Genomic DNA, 14512 nt, shown 5'->3' on the forward strand with positions numbered 1-14512 from the left:
TACCTCGGTGGGTAGTTGTTTTTGTATGGCGCCTTTTGTATCCCCCGCCCTTCTGTAGGGCCATTCGACCATGGTCTTACCAAACCCGGACTATGGTCGAAGCAGCGAAAATCGCGTATTGCCGGCCAGGCTCGCGATCACTTATCCACAGCGCAAAAAAAACCGGCCCATATCCAGGGACATGGGCCGGTGAAGCACTATCGGGTCGTTGGTGAGAGCCCGGGATCGACCCGGAGCACGGCACGCGGACGACCGGCCGCGTGCCGCACAGTGTCAGACGTGGGCGTCCTGGTATTCCTTCTCGGCCTCGTCGAAGCGCTTGATCATCGCGGCCGACGGGCCATTGCCGATGCGGCTGAAGATCAGGATGCCGAGGGTGCAAAGGATGAAGCCCGGAACGATTTCATACAGACCAGTCCAGCCGAAGAAGTTCTTCCAGAGCACGACGGTGACGGCACCGAGGATCATGCCGGCCAGGGCGCCGTTACGGGTCATGCCTTTCCAGATCAGGGACAGGATCACCACCGGGCCGAAGGCAGCGCCGAAACCGGCCCAGGCGTAGGACACCAGGCCCAGTACCTTGCTTTCCGGGTCAGCGGCGATGGCGATGGCAATCACGGCCACCAGCAGCACCATGCCGCGGCCGACCCAGACCAGTTCGGCCTGGCTGGCGTTCTTGCGGAAGAAGGCCTTGTAGAAGTCTTCGGTCAGGGCACTGGAGCACACCAGCAGCTGGCAGCTCAGGGTGGACATGACCGCAGCCAGGATGGCGGACAGCAGCACGCCGGCGATCCACGGGTTGAAGAGGATCTTGGCCAGCTCGATGAACACGCGCTCGTGGTTGGCGGTAACGGCACCAGCCTGTTCCGGGTGAGCGGAGAAATAGGCGATACCGAAGAAGCCCACGGCTACGGCGCCGGCCAGGCAGAAGATCATCCAGGCCATGGAGATACGGCGGGCGTTCGGAATGGATTTGACCGAGTCGGCAGCCATGAAGCGCGCCAGGATGTGCGGCTGGCCGAAGTAGCCCAGGCCCCAGGCGAGCAGGGAGACCACGCCGACGAAGCTGGCGCCCTTGAGCATGTCGAAGTTGGCCGCGTCCTTCATTTCGATTGCCATGAAGGTGGTGTCCATGCCGCCGGTGGCGATCATCACGATGATCGGGGTGAGGATCAGGGCGAAGATCATCAGGCTGGCCTGGACGGTGTCGGTCCAGCTCACAGCCAGGAAACCACCGACGAAGGTGTAGCAGATGGTGGCGGCGGCACCGGCCCACAGGGCGGTTTCGTAGGAAATGCCGAAGGTGCTCTCGAACAGGCGGGCACCGGCCACGACGCCGGAAGCGCAGTAGATGGTGAAGAACACCAGGATCACCACGGCGGAGAAGATGCGCAGGATGCGGCTGTTGTCTTCGAAACGGTTGGTGAAGTAATCCGGCAGGGTCAGGGCGTTGCCGTTGTGCTCGGTCTGCACACGCAGACGGCCGGCAACCAGCAGCCAGTTGAGGTAGGCACCGATGATCAGGCCAATGGCGATCCAGCTTTCGGAGAGACCGGAGAGGTAGACGGCACCCGGCAGGCCCATCAGCAGCCAGCCACTCATGTCGGAGGCGCCGGCGGACAGCGCGGTAACGAAGCTACCGAGGCTGCGGCCACCCAGGATGTAGTCGGAAAGGTTATTGGTGGAGCGATAGGCGGCAAAGCCGATCAGCACCATGGCCGCGATATAGATCACGAAAGTGATCAGCATCGGGTTGCTCATACTCATGGGGGTCTCCCCTGCTCGATTGTTTTTATTCGGGGGCGGCGGGTAGTCCGCTCCCTTGGTTGCTATTTGGCGGACGCTCGTGGCGACCACCGGTTTACTTCCCGACCACCTCGGCCAGGGGGCCGGTGCAATCCCGATCGGGCAATTGACGCTGGGCATCCGGTCCCACCAATGCGACGACGGACCAGCCCCGGTGGACCTGGCCCATCGCACGAATCCATGACGCTCCCGGCACATCTGCAAACAGCGCTAATGCTCGGTCTAGTACATCCACCCGGGCTCGCAAGAACGATTCCCATTTGGACCCCGGAAGGCGAGTGCGGAATTTAGAGATATGGCACTCCGCCTTTCTTGTCAGATTCTCTGATTTATTTGCGGAAAACTCTGATTGAGGGAACTTTCCGCCAAAAGGTGCAACCCGGCGCCAAGCCCATGAAATCGCACACTCAGCAAAATCCCGCAGGTGAATCGATAAATGCCGGTTGCGCCAAGCAGGTACAACCAGCCCGAGCATGGATAAAACGGTTGCACCCGAACAGCAACTTCGAGAAATGGATGACCGGCCGCCCTGGCGACCCGCTGCAGTGGCTGGCAAGGGGATTTATTCGTTGCCGCGCAGTCGCTTGGGGGTAAGCCCGAGGTAGCGGCGCATGGCAGTGGTCAGCGCGCTCTGGCTGGAGAAACCGCACTCTTCAGCAATGCGCACCAGCGGCTGGTCGCTTTCCCGTAGCAGGCGTGCGGCGCGATCAAGGCGGGTCTTGAGCAGATACTGGTGGGGCGTCAGGCCCAGGCTGTCCTTGAACTGGGCATGGAAGTGACTCGGGCTCAGACAGGCCGCCTGGGCCAGTTCCGCCACACTGATCCGCCGCGACAGGTTTTCCCGTATGTAGCCGTCCAGACGCTCGACATCGAGGCTGCCCACCGGCCGTCGCTTCACCTCGCCAAACAGCCGCAGGTACAGGGCGCGCAGCAGGATTCCGCCGAGGGACCGGGCCAGCATCGGGTCGCTGCCGTAGCGCGCGAGTTCGGCGCCGGCGTAGCTCAGCAGGTTCTGGAAGTCGGCGTCCAGCTCCGGATAGCGCGGCGCCTCGAACAGGCGGCCGAGCAGCTCCTGGTCTTCGGCGGAGGTGCCCTGCTCATCCAGGTCGAGGATCAACATGCGGTTCTCGCCTACGCCGGCGAACTCGTGTCCGGCATCCCCCGGCACCAGGCACGCACGCATGCGGCAAACCTCACCGCCACGGCCATCCACCTCGAACTCGGCGCGGCCGGCAAGGGACATCACCAACTGGTGATGGTCATGGGCGTGGTGGTGGGCCTGATCGTCCAGGCGCAGGAGACGAGCTTCGAACATGGGACGGCTTGATCAAAATTTGCTCATTCTAGCCGTCGCAACCCGGGTTGCACAGCGCCATCCGGCAGAGGCGCACTTCGGCGAGCGGTTGAAAAGCCTTCCGCTCCGCCCCATCTAGCCTGGGTAAGCCAACTGCCAGGTGCCCCCATGAGCGATCAGGACATCAACGCCGACATCGTCGAAGAAGCCACTTCAAGCCAGCGGACAGGCCTGGTGTTGCCCGGCCAGACCCTGCCCGACAAGGTCTACATCATTCCCATCCACAACCGCCCGTTCTTCCCGGCCCAGGTACTGCCGGTGATCGTCAACGAAGAACCCTGGGCCGAGACCCTGGAGCTGGTGGCCAAGACCGACCATCGCTGCCTGGCACTGTTCTTCATGGAGAACCCGCCGGAAGACCCGCGCCACTTCGACCCCAGCACCTTGCCCGAACACGGCACGCTGGTGCGGGTGCACCACGCCAGCCGCGAAGGCGGCAAGCTGCAGTTCGTGGCCCAGGGCCTGTCCCGCGTGCGTATTCGCGGCTGGCTCAAGCGCCACCGTCCGCCCTACCTGGTGGAGGTCGATTATCCACAGAGCCCCCAGGACCCGCGCGACGAGGTCAAGGCCTATGGCATGGCGCTGATCAACGCGATCAAGGAGTTGCTGCCGCTCAACCCGCTGTACAGCGAGGAACTGAAGAACTACCTCAATCGCTTCAGCCCCAACGATCCATCGCCGCTGACCGACTTCGCCGCCGCGCTGACCACTGCGCCCGCCCGGGAACTGCAGGAGGTGCTGGACACAGTGCCGATCCTCAAGCGCATGGAGAAGGTGCTGCCACTGCTGCGCAAGGAAGTGGAAATGGCGCGGTTGCAGAGCGAGCTTTCCGCCGAGGTGAACCGCAAGATCGGCCAGCACCAGCGCGAATTCTTCCTCAAGGAGCAGCTCAAGCTGATCCAGCAGGAGCTGGGCATCACCAAGGACGACCGCAGCGCCGACAGCGAGCAGTTCGCCCAGCGCCTGGAAGGCAAGGTGCTGCCCGACCAGGCGAAGAAGCGCATCGACGAAGAGATGAACAAGCTGTCGATCCTGGAGACCGGGTCGCCGGAGTACGCGGTCACCCGCAACTACCTGGACTGGGCCACCTCGGTCCCCTGGGGCGTCTACGGCACAGACAAGCTCGACCTCAAGCACGCCCGCAAGGTGCTGGACAAGCACCACGCCGGGCTGGACGACGTGAAGAACCGCATTATCGAGTTCCTCGCGGTCGGCGCCTTCAAGGGTGAAATCTCCGGTTCCATCGTGCTGCTGGTGGGCCCGCCCGGCGTGGGCAAGACCAGCATCGGCAAATCCATCGCCGAATCCCTGGGCCGCCCCTTCTATCGCTTCAGCGTCGGCGGCATGCGCGACGAAGCCGAAATCAAGGGTCACCGCCGCACCTACATCGGCGCCCTGCCCGGCAAGCTGGTGCAGGCGTTGAAGGAGGTGGAGGTGATGAACCCCGTCATCATGCTCGACGAGATCGACAAGCTCGGCGCCAGTTACCAGGGCGACCCGGCCTCCGCGCTTCTGGAGACCCTGGACCCGGAGCAGAACGTCGAATTCCTCGACCACTACCTGGACCTGCGCCTGGACCTGTCCAAGGTGCTGTTCATCTGCACCGCCAACACCCTGGACTCCATTCCCGGCCCGCTGCTGGACCGTATGGAGACCATTCGCCTGTCCGGCTACATCACCGAAGAGAAGCACGCCATCGCCAAGCGCCACCTCTGGCCACGCCTGCTGGAGCGCACCGGAGTGCCGAAGGAGCGCCTGTCCATCACCGACGGCGCAATGACCTCGGTGATCGAGGGCTATGCGCGCGAAGCCGGGGTGCGCCAACTCGAGAAGCAGCTCGGCAAGATCATCCGCAAATCCGTCGTGCGCCTGCTGGAAGAGCCCGAGGCGAAGATCAAGGTCGGCCAGAAGGACCTGGAGCACTACCTGGGGCTGGCGCCATTCCGCAAGGAACAGCTGCTGGCGGGCGTCGGCGTGATCACCGGACTGGCCTGGACCAGCCTCGGCGGGGCCACGCTGCCCATCGAAGCGACGCGCATCCACACGCTGAATCGCGGCTTCAAGCTCACCGGCCAGTTGGGTGACGTGATGAAGGAGTCAGCCGAGATCGCCTACAGCTATATCAGCTCGCACCTCAAGCGCTATGGCGGCGACGCGGGCTTCTTCGACCAGGCCTTCGTCCACCTCCACGTACCGGAAGGCGCCACGCCCAAGGATGGCCCCAGCGCCGGTATCACCATGGCCAGCGCACTGCTCTCCCTGGCGCGCAACCAGGCGCCGAAGAAGGGCGTGGCCATGACCGGAGAACTGACCCTGACCGGCCAGGTCCTGCCCATTGGCGGCGTACGCGAGAAGGTCATCGCCGCGCGCCGGCAGAAGATCCACGAGTTGATCCTGCCGGAAGCCAATCGGGGTTCCTTCGAGGAGCTGCCGGATTACCTCAAGGAAGACCTTACCGTGCACTTCGCGCGGCGCTTCAGCGATGTGGCGAAGGTGCTGTTCGACTGACAGGCCCTACGCAAGGGCGGGGTCAGCCGTTATGCTGACCCCCGCCCTTGACCGATGGAGCCGCCGATGTCCCTCGTCCCCTCCCCTCGCCTGCTGTTGCCCCTGGCCCTCGCCCTGCTGGCCGCCTGCGCCCAACAGAAGACCGGCCCGGTTGTGGTCCAGGACCAGCAGGATGATTGCCCGCTGTCCCTCAGCCAGGGCCAACCCCTCGTGCTGACCCTGCCGAGCAATCCCACCACCGGCTTCCGCTGGGTGATGCGCGATGCCGCCACCAACGTGCTGCGGAGCCTCGGCCCGGAGGTCTACTCGACGCCGGAGGATGCAGGTCTCGTGGGCAGCGCCGGGCAATCCACCTGGCGCTTCAAGGCCAGCCAGCCCGGCGAAGGTCGCTTGCACCTTGACTACCAGCGCCCCTGGGAAGCCGACGTGGCCCCGGTGGAAAGCTTCGACTGCCAGATCAGCGTCAAGTAGCGCCAAATGACTGCGCCGTTGGCGTCCGCCGCCTGGCGGGTGCGGCGGCGCCTTTCCATAGTGATGCCCTGACGGACTCGCAGGAGCATTCATGGGAACCCTGTTCTTCGGACTCGCCGGCGCACTGGCCTTTCTCAGCGGACTCGCGCTGGACCTCGACTGGTTGTGCTTCATCAGCAAACCAATCCCTGTCATCGCGTTACTGATCTGGTTGCGTCGCACACCTGTCGGGGCTTATCGCCGCTGGATCGCCATCGGCCTCGCATTCTCCGTAGTGGGCGACATGCTGCTGGAATGGCCGGCCGACCTGTTCGTGTTCGGCCTCGGCGCCTTCCTCCTCGCCCACCTGGCCTACCTGCGCGCCTACCTGCAGGACACCCGCCGTCTGGCCCCACTCTCACTGCTGGTGGCCGCCGGCTGCGGAACTGCCATCTTCACCCTGCTCGCCTCGGGCGGGCTTGGCGCCCTGCTGGTGCCAGTCGCCTGCTACGCGCTGGCCATCAGCGCAATGCTTTGGCGCGCCCTAGCCCGCCTGGGTCATGATCTCGACCGCCAATCGGCACTGCTGGCAGCGGGCGGGGCGGCTCTCTTCGTAGTGTCGGACAGCCTGATCGGCATCAACCGTTTCGTCTCCCCCTTCAGTGGCGCGAGCTACCTGATCATCCTCAGCTACTGGTTGGGTCAATGGGCAATCGCAGCCTCCGTGGTGGCCATGTTGACCACCCCGACATCCCCAAAAAAACCGTCAGCGCCATCCCGGGAAATCGGCTATAGCAAATAGGCGGGCACTCAAATGGGGAGGGCGTGATGGGTAACCTGGTTCGACTGTGGTGCTTGCTGTGCTGTGCAGTTGCTATCGCGGGTTGCGGTAGTCTGCTGCCCAGCGAACGAGCTGAAGTCCTGTCGCCCTTTCGCAGTTACTCCGATGCGGAAGCCCGCTATTCACAGGCGGTACCGGGCCGAACGACACGCCCCGAGCTGTTCTCCCTGGGCTTCGATCCGCTGATCGAGGGGAATGGCAAGATGCTCTCGTTCATCGACGTGCGCCTGATGTTCGTCCAGCCCAACGTGCCTATCGATTACCTGCCCGAAGGCTTGATGAAGTGCCTGGAAGCCAAGGATCGCTGCATCGGCTACGCCTTCGAGTTCACCAAGACCGATACCCAGCGGGTGGGCAACTTCTGGGCGGACGTCTTCAACTTCCGCAAGAACCGCGAGCTCCAGGGCTGGGTTTTCCGCGCGGTGTTCGTGCTGGTGGATGACGTACTGGTGCACAAGGTGAGCAACGGCGAGCCGAACATCCGCCGTCACGAGGTCAAGCGCAACCCGCTGGGGCCATTGCAGGGCGCGGGAGAGTTCTTTTCCGATCAGCTGAAGTGAGGGAGGTTTGGCCGCGTCGCGCAGTCCGTTAGAATGCCGGCCTTTTCCCTTGCTGGTACCGGCCCGTGACCGAAAGTCCCGATCGCATCTACGCCAATCCCCAGGCCCAAGTCGCCGACTTCGCCTTCAATGAAGACGTGGTCCGGGTCTTTCCGGACATGATCAAGCGCTCGGTTCCGGGTTATCCCACCATCGTCGAGAACATCGGCGTGCTGGCTGCGCAGTTCGCCCAGCCGAATACGCCGCTGTACGACCTGGGCAGCTCACTCGGCGCCGTGACCCAGGCCCTGCGCCGCCATGTGAAAACCGACGGCTGCAAGGTCATCGCTGTGGATAACTCCAGCGCCATGGTGGAACGCTGCCGGGAGTACCTGCATGCCCAGGACGCCATGTTCCAGGAGCTGCTGCCGGTGGAGGTGGTCGAGGCCGACATCCTCGCCCTGGACTTCCAGCCCTGCTCGCTGGTGGCGATGAACTTCACCCTGCAATTCGTGCCCCGCGAGCACCGCGTCGAACTCCTCTCCCGCATCCACAAGGCGCTGATGCCTGGCGGCGCGCTGATCCTCTCCGAGAAGCTGCGCTTCGAAGATGCCGAGGAGCACCAACTGCTCACCGAGCTGCATATCGCGTTCAAGCGCGCCAATGGCTACAGCGAGCTGGAAATCGCCCAGAAACGCAGCGCGCTGGAAAACGTCATGCACCCGGACAGCCTGGAAGAACACCGCGAGCGCCTGCTGGCAGCGGGATTCTCCAAGGTCGTGCCCTGGTTCCAGTGCCTCAACTTCGCTTCGCTGATCGCCCTGCCATGATTCGAACGCTGGACCTCGACGCCCTGCAACAACGACTGGCGGGCACAAACCTGCAGGACTGGGCAGCCGACCTGCCCGCGCAACTCGACGCCAAGCTGGCGGTCGGCCACGGCGACCTCGAGCGTTGGGGCGCGGCGGTCGATGCCCTGCCGCCCCTGCAACCACAGCAGGTGGAACTGGCACAGCGCTTCCTGCTCGACGGCCCCTGCGACGATGCCACGCGAGCCGCACTGAAAGCCGCGTTGCAGGGGCTGATTCCCTGGCGCAAAGGCCCCTTTGAACTGTTCGGTGTGCACGTCGACACCGAGTGGCGCTCGGACTGGAAGTGGTCGCGGGTCGCGCCGCATCTGGACCTGCGCGGCCGCCGCGTGCTGGATGTCGGCTGCGGCAATGGCTACTACCAGTGGCGCATGCTGGGCGCAGGCGCTGATTGCGTGGTGGGCATCGATCCCAACTGGCTGTTCTTCTGCCAGTTCCTGGCCATGAAGCGCTTCCTGCCCGACCTCCCCGCCTGGCACCTGCCGCTGGCGCTGGAAGAACTGCCGCCGAAGCTGGAAGGCTTTGATACCCTGTTCTCCATGGGTGTGCTCTACCATCGCCGCTCGCCCATCGACCACCTGTTCGACCTCAAGGACTGTCTGCGCCGAGGTGGCGAGCTGGTGCTGGAAACCCTGGTGGTGGAAGGCGACGCCCAGCAGGTGCTGGTGCCCGAGGACCGCTACGCGCAGATGCGCAACGTCTGGTTCCTGCCTTCGGTGCCGGCACTGGAATTGTGGCTGCGCCGCGCGGGCTACGTGGATGTGCGTTGCGTGGATGTCAGCTACACCAGCGTGGAAGAGCAACGCAGCACCGACTGGATGCGCTTCCAGTCCCTGCCCGAATTCCTCGACCCTGCCGATCACAGCCGCACCATCGAAGGCCTCCCGGCACCGGCCCGCGCCGTACTGATCGCACGCAAGCCCTGATACAGGCCGCCATGTGGGAGCGAATTCATTCGCGATTGAAATCGCTCCCGCACGGCGCCCGGCCCGGCCGCCGTACCGCGAACAGGATCAGCGCTCGCGCAGTGCCTCGGCGCGAGCCTTGATGATGGGCTTGAGCAGGTAGCTCAGGATGCTCTTCTTGCCGGTCATGATGTCCACCGAGGCGACCATGCCGGGGATAATCAGCAGCGGATTCTGCTCCGTCCCCAGGTGGCTCTTCTTGGTGCGCAGCTTGATCAGGTAAAAGCTGTTGCCTTCTTCATCCGTGATGGTGTCCGCGCCGATCTGTTCCAGGTCGGCACTCAGCCCGCCGTAAATGGTGTAGTCGTAGGCGGTGAACTTGACCATGGCGCTCTGCCCGGGGTGCAGGAAGGCGATGTCCTGCGGGCGGATGCGCGCTTCCACGAGCAAGGTGTCGTCCAGCGGCACGATCTCCACCAGGTCGCTGCCTGGCTGGATCACGCCGCCGATGGTGTTGACCAACAGCTGCTTGACGATGCCCCGCACCGGCGAGGTGACCAGGGTGCGCTTGACGCGGTCTTCCAGGGCCTTGCCGGTGGCATTGGCCTTGTTCAGTTCGGTGCGCGCCTCGTTGAGCTGGGCCAACGCCTCGCTGCGGAAGCGCGAACGGGTTTCGGCGATCTTGCGCTCGGCTTCCTTGATCGCCGATTCGGCACGGGGAATGGCCAGGCTGGTGGCTTCCAGTTCGCCACGGTTCTCCACCTCGGCACGGCGCAGGCGCAGGACTTCTACCTTGGAAATCGCCCCCTGGGCCACCAGCGGTTCGGAGATGGAAATCTCCTGACGCAGCAGCTGCAGGCTATTGCGGTACTGGCCCTGCTTGGAGATGAATTCCTGCAGTTCCTGGCGGCGCTGCACCAGCTGTTCTTCCAGGCCCGCCACCTCTTCCTGCAATTGCTGCTGGCGGCTGCGATAAAGCGCCTCTTCGCTATTGGCCTGCTCCGGCGCGAGCTTGCGCAGCTCGTCGGAGATCTGCAGCGGTCGGTCATCCACCTCGGCGCTCAGGCGTTCGACCTGCAACTGCATGGCGGTGCGGTCCGCCTCGGTTTCACCGACGTTGGACTCGAAGCGGGTCGGGTCCAGGCGCAGCAGCGGATCACCGACTTCCACCACCTGGCCCTCGTGGACGAACAGCTCGGAGATGATGCCGCCTTCCAGGTTCTGCACCTTCTGCAGCTTGGATGAGGGAATCGCCTTGCCTTCGCCGCGCGTGACCTCGTCCACCTGGGCGAAGTTGGCCCAGAGCAACATGAACAGGGTGAAGCCGATGAGGGTCCAGATGGTCAGGCGCACCACGCGGGGCGCGTCTTCCACCAGGGCCTTGTTGACCTCCGGCAGCGGCTGGTCGGACAGCGAATCGCCGCCCTTGAAGTACTGGCGCAGCGCGCCCAGGCCCTTATGCGACACTGATCTGCCCCTTCTTCAGCGCTTCCATGACCGCTTCCTTCGGACCGTCGGCAATGATCCGGCCACGGTCGACGATCAGCAGGCGGTCCACCAGCGAAAGCATCGAGGCACGGTGGGTGACCAGCAGCAGGGTCTTGTTGCCGATCATCCCGGTGAGACGTTCCTTGAGGCGCTCCTCGCCGGGGTTGTCCATGGAGCTGGTGGGTTCGTCGAGCAGCAGGATCGGCGGATCGAGCAACAAAGCGCGCGCCAGGGCGACATTCTGCCGCTGTCCGCCGGAGAGGTTCTGGCCCCGCTCGCCCACCTGCAGTTCATAGCCCTGGGGGTGCAACCGGGCGAACTCGTGCACACCGGACAGCTCGGCCGCCTGCAGCACCAGTTCATCCTCCACGTAGCGGGCACCGGACATGAGGTTGTCGCGCAGGGTGCCGCTGAACAGCTGGATGTCCTGGGGCACGTAGCCGACGTTGTGGCGCAGTTCGCTGACGTCGAGCTGGCGAATGTCGGTGCCATCCACCAGCAGGCTGCCGGAATCGGCCTGGTAGAGCCCGACGATCAGCTTGGCCAGCGAGCTCTTGCCGGAGCCGCTGCGGCCGATGATGCCGATCTTCTCGCCCGGACGAACGATCAGGTTCACCTCGCTCAGGGCCGGGGTCTGCTGGTGCGGGTAGGTGAAGTTGATCTGGCGCAGTTCGAGGCTGCCCTGCAGCTTGGTGCGGACCAGGGGCTGCTCGCCCTCCTGACGCTCCTGCGGCAGGTCCATCATGTGGTCGACGGACTTCATGGTCAGGCGCGCCTGCTGATAGCGGGTGAGCAGGCCGGAAAGCTGGGTCAGCGGGCCAAGGGCACGGCCATTGAGCATGTAGCAGGCGATCAGGCCGCCCATGCTGAGATCGCCAGCCATGATCAGGTAGACGCCGGCGACGATCATCACCACGCCCGCCAGCTGCTGGATCATCAGGGTCAGGTTCATCGCCAGGCTGGAGAGCATCTTCACCCGCAGTTCGAGGCGGCCCAGGGTGCCGATGGTCTGCTCCCAGAGGTACTGGCGGTCGCTCTCGGCATTGTTGACCTTCACCGCGTCGAGGCCCCCGAGGGTCTCGATCAGGCTCGACTGGCGTTCCGCCGCCAGCGCCATGGTGCGGTCCATGGTCGCCACCAGCGGTTTCTGCAACAGCCAGCTGATCCCCATGGCCAGCGGGAACGCCAGGACCGGCACCCAGACCAGGTGCCCGCCGAGCAACCCGATCACTAGCAGGATCAACAGGGTGAACGGCAGGTCGATGACGCTGGTGAGGGTCAGGGAGGCGAGGAAGTCCCGTAGCGTCTGGAACTCGTGGATGTTCTGGGCAAAGCTGCCGACCCGCATCGGGCGGTACTTCATCGCCATGCCGACGATGCGCTCGAACAGGGTCGCGGAGATGATCAGGTCGGTCTTCTTGCCCGCGAGATCCAGGCACAGGCCGCGCACGGTCTTGAGCAACAGATCGAAGATGTAGGCCCCGGAGATGCCGACGGCCAGCACCCAGAGGGTGGCCACCGCCTGGTTGGGCACCACGCGGTCGTACACGTTCATCACGAACAGGGGGGCGCCGAGGCCGATCAGGTTGATCAGCAGGCTGGCGGCCACCGCATCGGTATAGAGCCAGCGGGAGCGCTTCAGCGTGTCGCGGAACCAGGACTCGGTGCGCGGGATCAGGCTGCCGGTGTTCAGATCGTACTTGTGCTGCGGCTGGGCGAAGAACACCTGGCCGCTGTAATCCTCCTGCAGCAGCTCGCGGGTGACCTTTACCTCACCACCGTCGCTCTCGCTGAGCAGCAGGCGCGCCTTGCCGTCGTCGCCCCAGCCGAGCATCACCGCGCAGCGGCCTTCCTTGAGCAGCAGCAGCGCCGGCATGGCGATCTTCGGAATCTGCTCCAGGCGCCGCTGCATCAGGCGGCCCTGCAGGCCCGCGCGGGCAGCGGCGCGGGGCAGCAGATCGGCGGTCAGGCGCTGCTTGGGCAGCGGCAGGCCGCTGGTGAGCATGGCGCGGTTGGCAGGCTTGTGGTGCAGGACGCACAAGGACAACAGAGAATCGAGCAAGGGGTCGTCGTGCTGCCCGCGTGGATCGGTATTGACATGTAAACGGCTGACTTCTGGATCCACGCCTGGATTCTCTGCTCTGGGTTCTACGGAAGGCAGGGCCTAGGCCGGACCCCGACGGCGCAGGAGGGAGGGGACGCCCTCCTGCGCCGCGTGGATCCGAATCAGGTACCTAGTTCAGGCCGGGAAGGGTTGCCTCGGGCTTGAGCTCGGTCTGTACGACCGTAGCCATCGGCGCCACCACTCCCTGGCTCTTCAGCAACTCGCCTATGGTCGCTTTGATGCGGTACTGAGTAAACAACTCGGTGTAGCGCAGGTCCACCAGGCGACGCGAGGCAGTGAAGAGCTCGTTCTCGCTGTCCAGCAGGTCGAGCAGCGTACGTTCGCCGATGCTGAATTGCTGCTGGTACGACTCGCGTACGCGGGTGCTGTAGTCGACGTATTGCTGGGCGATCGGAATTTGCTCGCGGGCGTTGTCCAGGGCGTTCCAGGACAGGCCGAGCTCTTCGTTCAGTACACGCAGGGCGTTGTTGCGAATGTCCAGCGCTTCGTTGATCTGGTAGGCCTTGGACTCCAGGTCGGCCTTGTGGCTGCCGCCGGCGAACAGGTTGTAACGCATGCGCAACATTGCCTGCCAATCGTTCACGTGGCCGTCTTCGCCGTCCAGGTCATTGTCCGCTCCACGGGACAATTCGGCGTCGAAGCGCGGATAGAAGAAGGACTTCGCCGCGTCGTACTGCTTCTCGGCAGCCGCCACGTCGGACTCGGCCGAACGCAGGACCGGGCTGTTGGCCAGCAGGGTGCCGCGGGCAGCCTCGAGGGATTCGGGCAGTTGTCCACGCAGGCCGGCCGGCTCGCTCAGGTCCACCGGGTCCATGCCCACCACGCTGTAGAAGTTGGTGCGGGCGTCGCGCAGGTTGGTCTGCTCGGTGATCAGGTTGTTGCGGGCCTGGGCCAGACGCGCTTCGGCCTGGTCCTGGTCGGCCAGGCGCCCTACCCCGCGCTCACTGCGCAGGCTGATCTGGTCGAAGATGCGTTCGTGGCTGCGCAGGTTGGTTTCGGCAAGACGCACCATCTCCTGGCGACGCAGCACGTCGATATAGACCTGGGCCACATCCAGCGCAGTGCGCTCGGAAGTACCGAGCAACGAGTAGGCGCGGGAGTTCACGGTGGCCTGCTGGCGACCCACCTCGTTCTGGGTGGCGAAGCCGTCGAACACCATCTGTTGCAGACGCAGGCTGGACTCGCCACGGGTCATGGTTTTCCAGTGGTCGTCGCCGTTGGCACGAGTGGTGGTGTTGTCGGTGCCCTCACGACCATAACCGCCCAGCAGGTCGACGGACGGCAGGTAACCGCCCTTGGCCGCCCTCAACTGTTTGTCGGCCGACAGACGGCTGTTAACCCCCGCCTGGATTTCCGGGTGAACATCCATGGCGTGCTGCATGGCTTCAGACAGGCTCTGGGCCTGCGTGGGAAGGCTCGCAGCCAGGGCGAAAGGGAGAACGGCGGAGAATCTCAGACGCATATTCTTGGCATCCTTTTCGTTGAATTGGAGGTCCGGAAACTGCACCGGGGCTTGCTTTCCGTGAGCACTGCGGCTCGTGAACGAGATCGCATTTCAAAGCGCTGGACGGCGACGCAAATATCAAAGTGACAGCATGAAATCGATTGTTTAGGATGGGAGTCAATT

Annotated in this window: 11 protein-coding genes; 6 read left to right on the plus strand and 5 right to left on the minus strand. The window is 64.2% G+C overall.

Going from position 1 to position 14512, the window contains the following annotated elements; all coding sequences use genetic code 11:
• Window positions 1-273: 273 nt before the first annotated feature.
• Both putP and FXN65_RS20735 read right to left on the minus strand, forming a co-directional pair.
• Window positions 274-1767 carry a sodium/proline symporter PutP gene (gene putP / locus FXN65_RS20730; RefSeq protein WP_151135923.1) on the minus strand — a complete coding sequence of 498 codons (1494 nt, stop codon included), beginning with the start codon at window positions 1765-1767 and terminating at the stop codon, window positions 274-276.
• A gap of 601 nt (window positions 1768-2368) precedes the next feature.
• Complete coding sequence (locus tag FXN65_RS20735) at window positions 2369-3121, minus strand: AraC family transcriptional regulator (RefSeq protein ID WP_151135925.1); 753 nt, start codon at window positions 3119-3121, stop codon at window positions 2369-2371.
• Between the two features lie 147 nt (window positions 3122-3268).
• On the opposite strand from FXN65_RS20735, the gene lon reads away from it, so the two are divergent.
• The 6 genes from lon to cmoB all read left to right on the plus strand — a co-directional run bounded on the left by lon (window position 3269) and on the right by cmoB (window position 9293).
• Entirely contained in the window at window positions 3269-5668 is a 2400-nt protein-coding gene (lon, locus tag FXN65_RS20740; protein WP_151135927.1) for an endopeptidase La, read from the plus strand.
• A gap of 66 nt (window positions 5669-5734) precedes the next feature.
• Window positions 5735-6139 carry a protease inhibitor I42 family protein gene (locus FXN65_RS20745; RefSeq protein ID WP_151135929.1) on the plus strand — a complete coding sequence of 135 codons (405 nt, stop codon included), beginning with the start codon at window positions 5735-5737 and terminating at the stop codon, window positions 6137-6139.
• Window positions 6140-6230: 91 nt separating this feature from the next.
• Complete coding sequence (locus FXN65_RS20750) at window positions 6231-6920, plus strand: lysoplasmalogenase (RefSeq protein WP_151135931.1); 690 nt, start codon at window positions 6231-6233, stop codon at window positions 6918-6920.
• 26 nt (window positions 6921-6946) lie between these two features.
• Window positions 6947-7519, plus strand: a complete 573-nt coding sequence (locus FXN65_RS20755; RefSeq protein WP_151135932.1) for a hypothetical protein — start codon at window positions 6947-6949, stop codon at window positions 7517-7519.
• A 65-nt stretch (window positions 7520-7584) separates the two neighbouring features.
• Window positions 7585-8328: a carboxy-S-adenosyl-L-methionine synthase CmoA gene (cmoA, locus tag FXN65_RS20760; RefSeq protein ID WP_151135934.1), complete on the plus strand. Its 744-nt coding sequence runs from the start codon at window positions 7585-7587 to the stop codon at window positions 8326-8328.
• Window positions 8325-9293, plus strand: coding sequence for a tRNA 5-methoxyuridine(34)/uridine 5-oxyacetic acid(34) synthase CmoB (gene cmoB, locus FXN65_RS20765; protein ID WP_151135936.1), 969 nt, complete (start codon window positions 8325-8327; stop codon window positions 9291-9293). Before cmoA ends, cmoB begins: the two co-directional genes overlap by 4 nt.
• Before the next feature lie 87 nt (window positions 9294-9380).
• Here the strand turns inward: cmoB and FXN65_RS20770 are convergent, their stop codons facing one another.
• The 3 genes from FXN65_RS20770 to FXN65_RS20780 all read right to left on the minus strand — a co-directional run bounded on the left by FXN65_RS20770 (window position 9381) and on the right by FXN65_RS20780 (window position 14347).
• Entirely contained in the window at window positions 9381-10739 is a 1359-nt protein-coding gene (locus FXN65_RS20770) for an HlyD family type I secretion periplasmic adaptor subunit (protein ID WP_151135938.1), read from the minus strand.
• A complete protein-coding gene (locus FXN65_RS20775) occupies window positions 10729-12885 on the minus strand; it encodes a type I secretion system permease/ATPase (RefSeq protein ID WP_151135940.1) in 2157 nt (718 codons plus the stop codon). Before FXN65_RS20775 ends, FXN65_RS20770 begins: the two co-directional genes overlap by 11 nt.
• Window positions 12886-12994: 109 nt before the next feature.
• Window positions 12995-14347: a TolC family outer membrane protein gene (locus tag FXN65_RS20780; protein WP_151135942.1), complete on the minus strand. Its 1353-nt coding sequence runs from the start codon at window positions 14345-14347 to the stop codon at window positions 12995-12997.
• Window positions 14348-14512: the final 165 nt, after the last annotated feature.

It is taken from the genome of Pseudomonas lalkuanensis (genome assembly GCF_008807375.1).
In the GTDB taxonomy this organism is placed as follows: domain Bacteria; phylum Pseudomonadota; class Gammaproteobacteria; order Pseudomonadales; family Pseudomonadaceae; genus Metapseudomonas; species Metapseudomonas lalkuanensis.

What these genes read in the sequence shown, in the direction of transcription:
- putP (WP_151135923.1), bottom strand. Translation starts at nt 1,767, where the DNA reads ATGAGTATGAGCAACCCGATGCTGATCACTTTCGTGATCTATATCGCG.
- FXN65_RS20735 (WP_151135925.1), bottom strand. Translation starts at nt 3,121, where the DNA reads ATGTTCGAAGCTCGTCTCCTGCGCCTGGACGATCAGGCCCACCACCAC.
- lon (WP_151135927.1), top strand. Translation starts at nt 3,269, where the DNA reads ATGAGCGATCAGGACATCAACGCCGACATCGTCGAAGAAGCCACTTCA.
- FXN65_RS20745 (WP_151135929.1), top strand. Translation starts at nt 5,735, where the DNA reads ATGTCCCTCGTCCCCTCCCCTCGCCTGCTGTTGCCCCTGGCCCTCGCC.
- FXN65_RS20750 (WP_151135931.1), top strand. Translation starts at nt 6,231, where the DNA reads ATGGGAACCCTGTTCTTCGGACTCGCCGGCGCACTGGCCTTTCTCAGC.
- FXN65_RS20755 (WP_151135932.1), top strand. Translation starts at nt 6,947, where the DNA reads ATGGGTAACCTGGTTCGACTGTGGTGCTTGCTGTGCTGTGCAGTTGCT.
- cmoB (WP_151135936.1), top strand. Translation starts at nt 8,325, where the DNA reads ATGATTCGAACGCTGGACCTCGACGCCCTGCAACAACGACTGGCGGGC.
- FXN65_RS20780 (WP_151135942.1), bottom strand. Translation starts at nt 14,347, where the DNA reads ATGCGTCTGAGATTCTCCGCCGTTCTCCCTTTCGCCCTGGCTGCGAGC.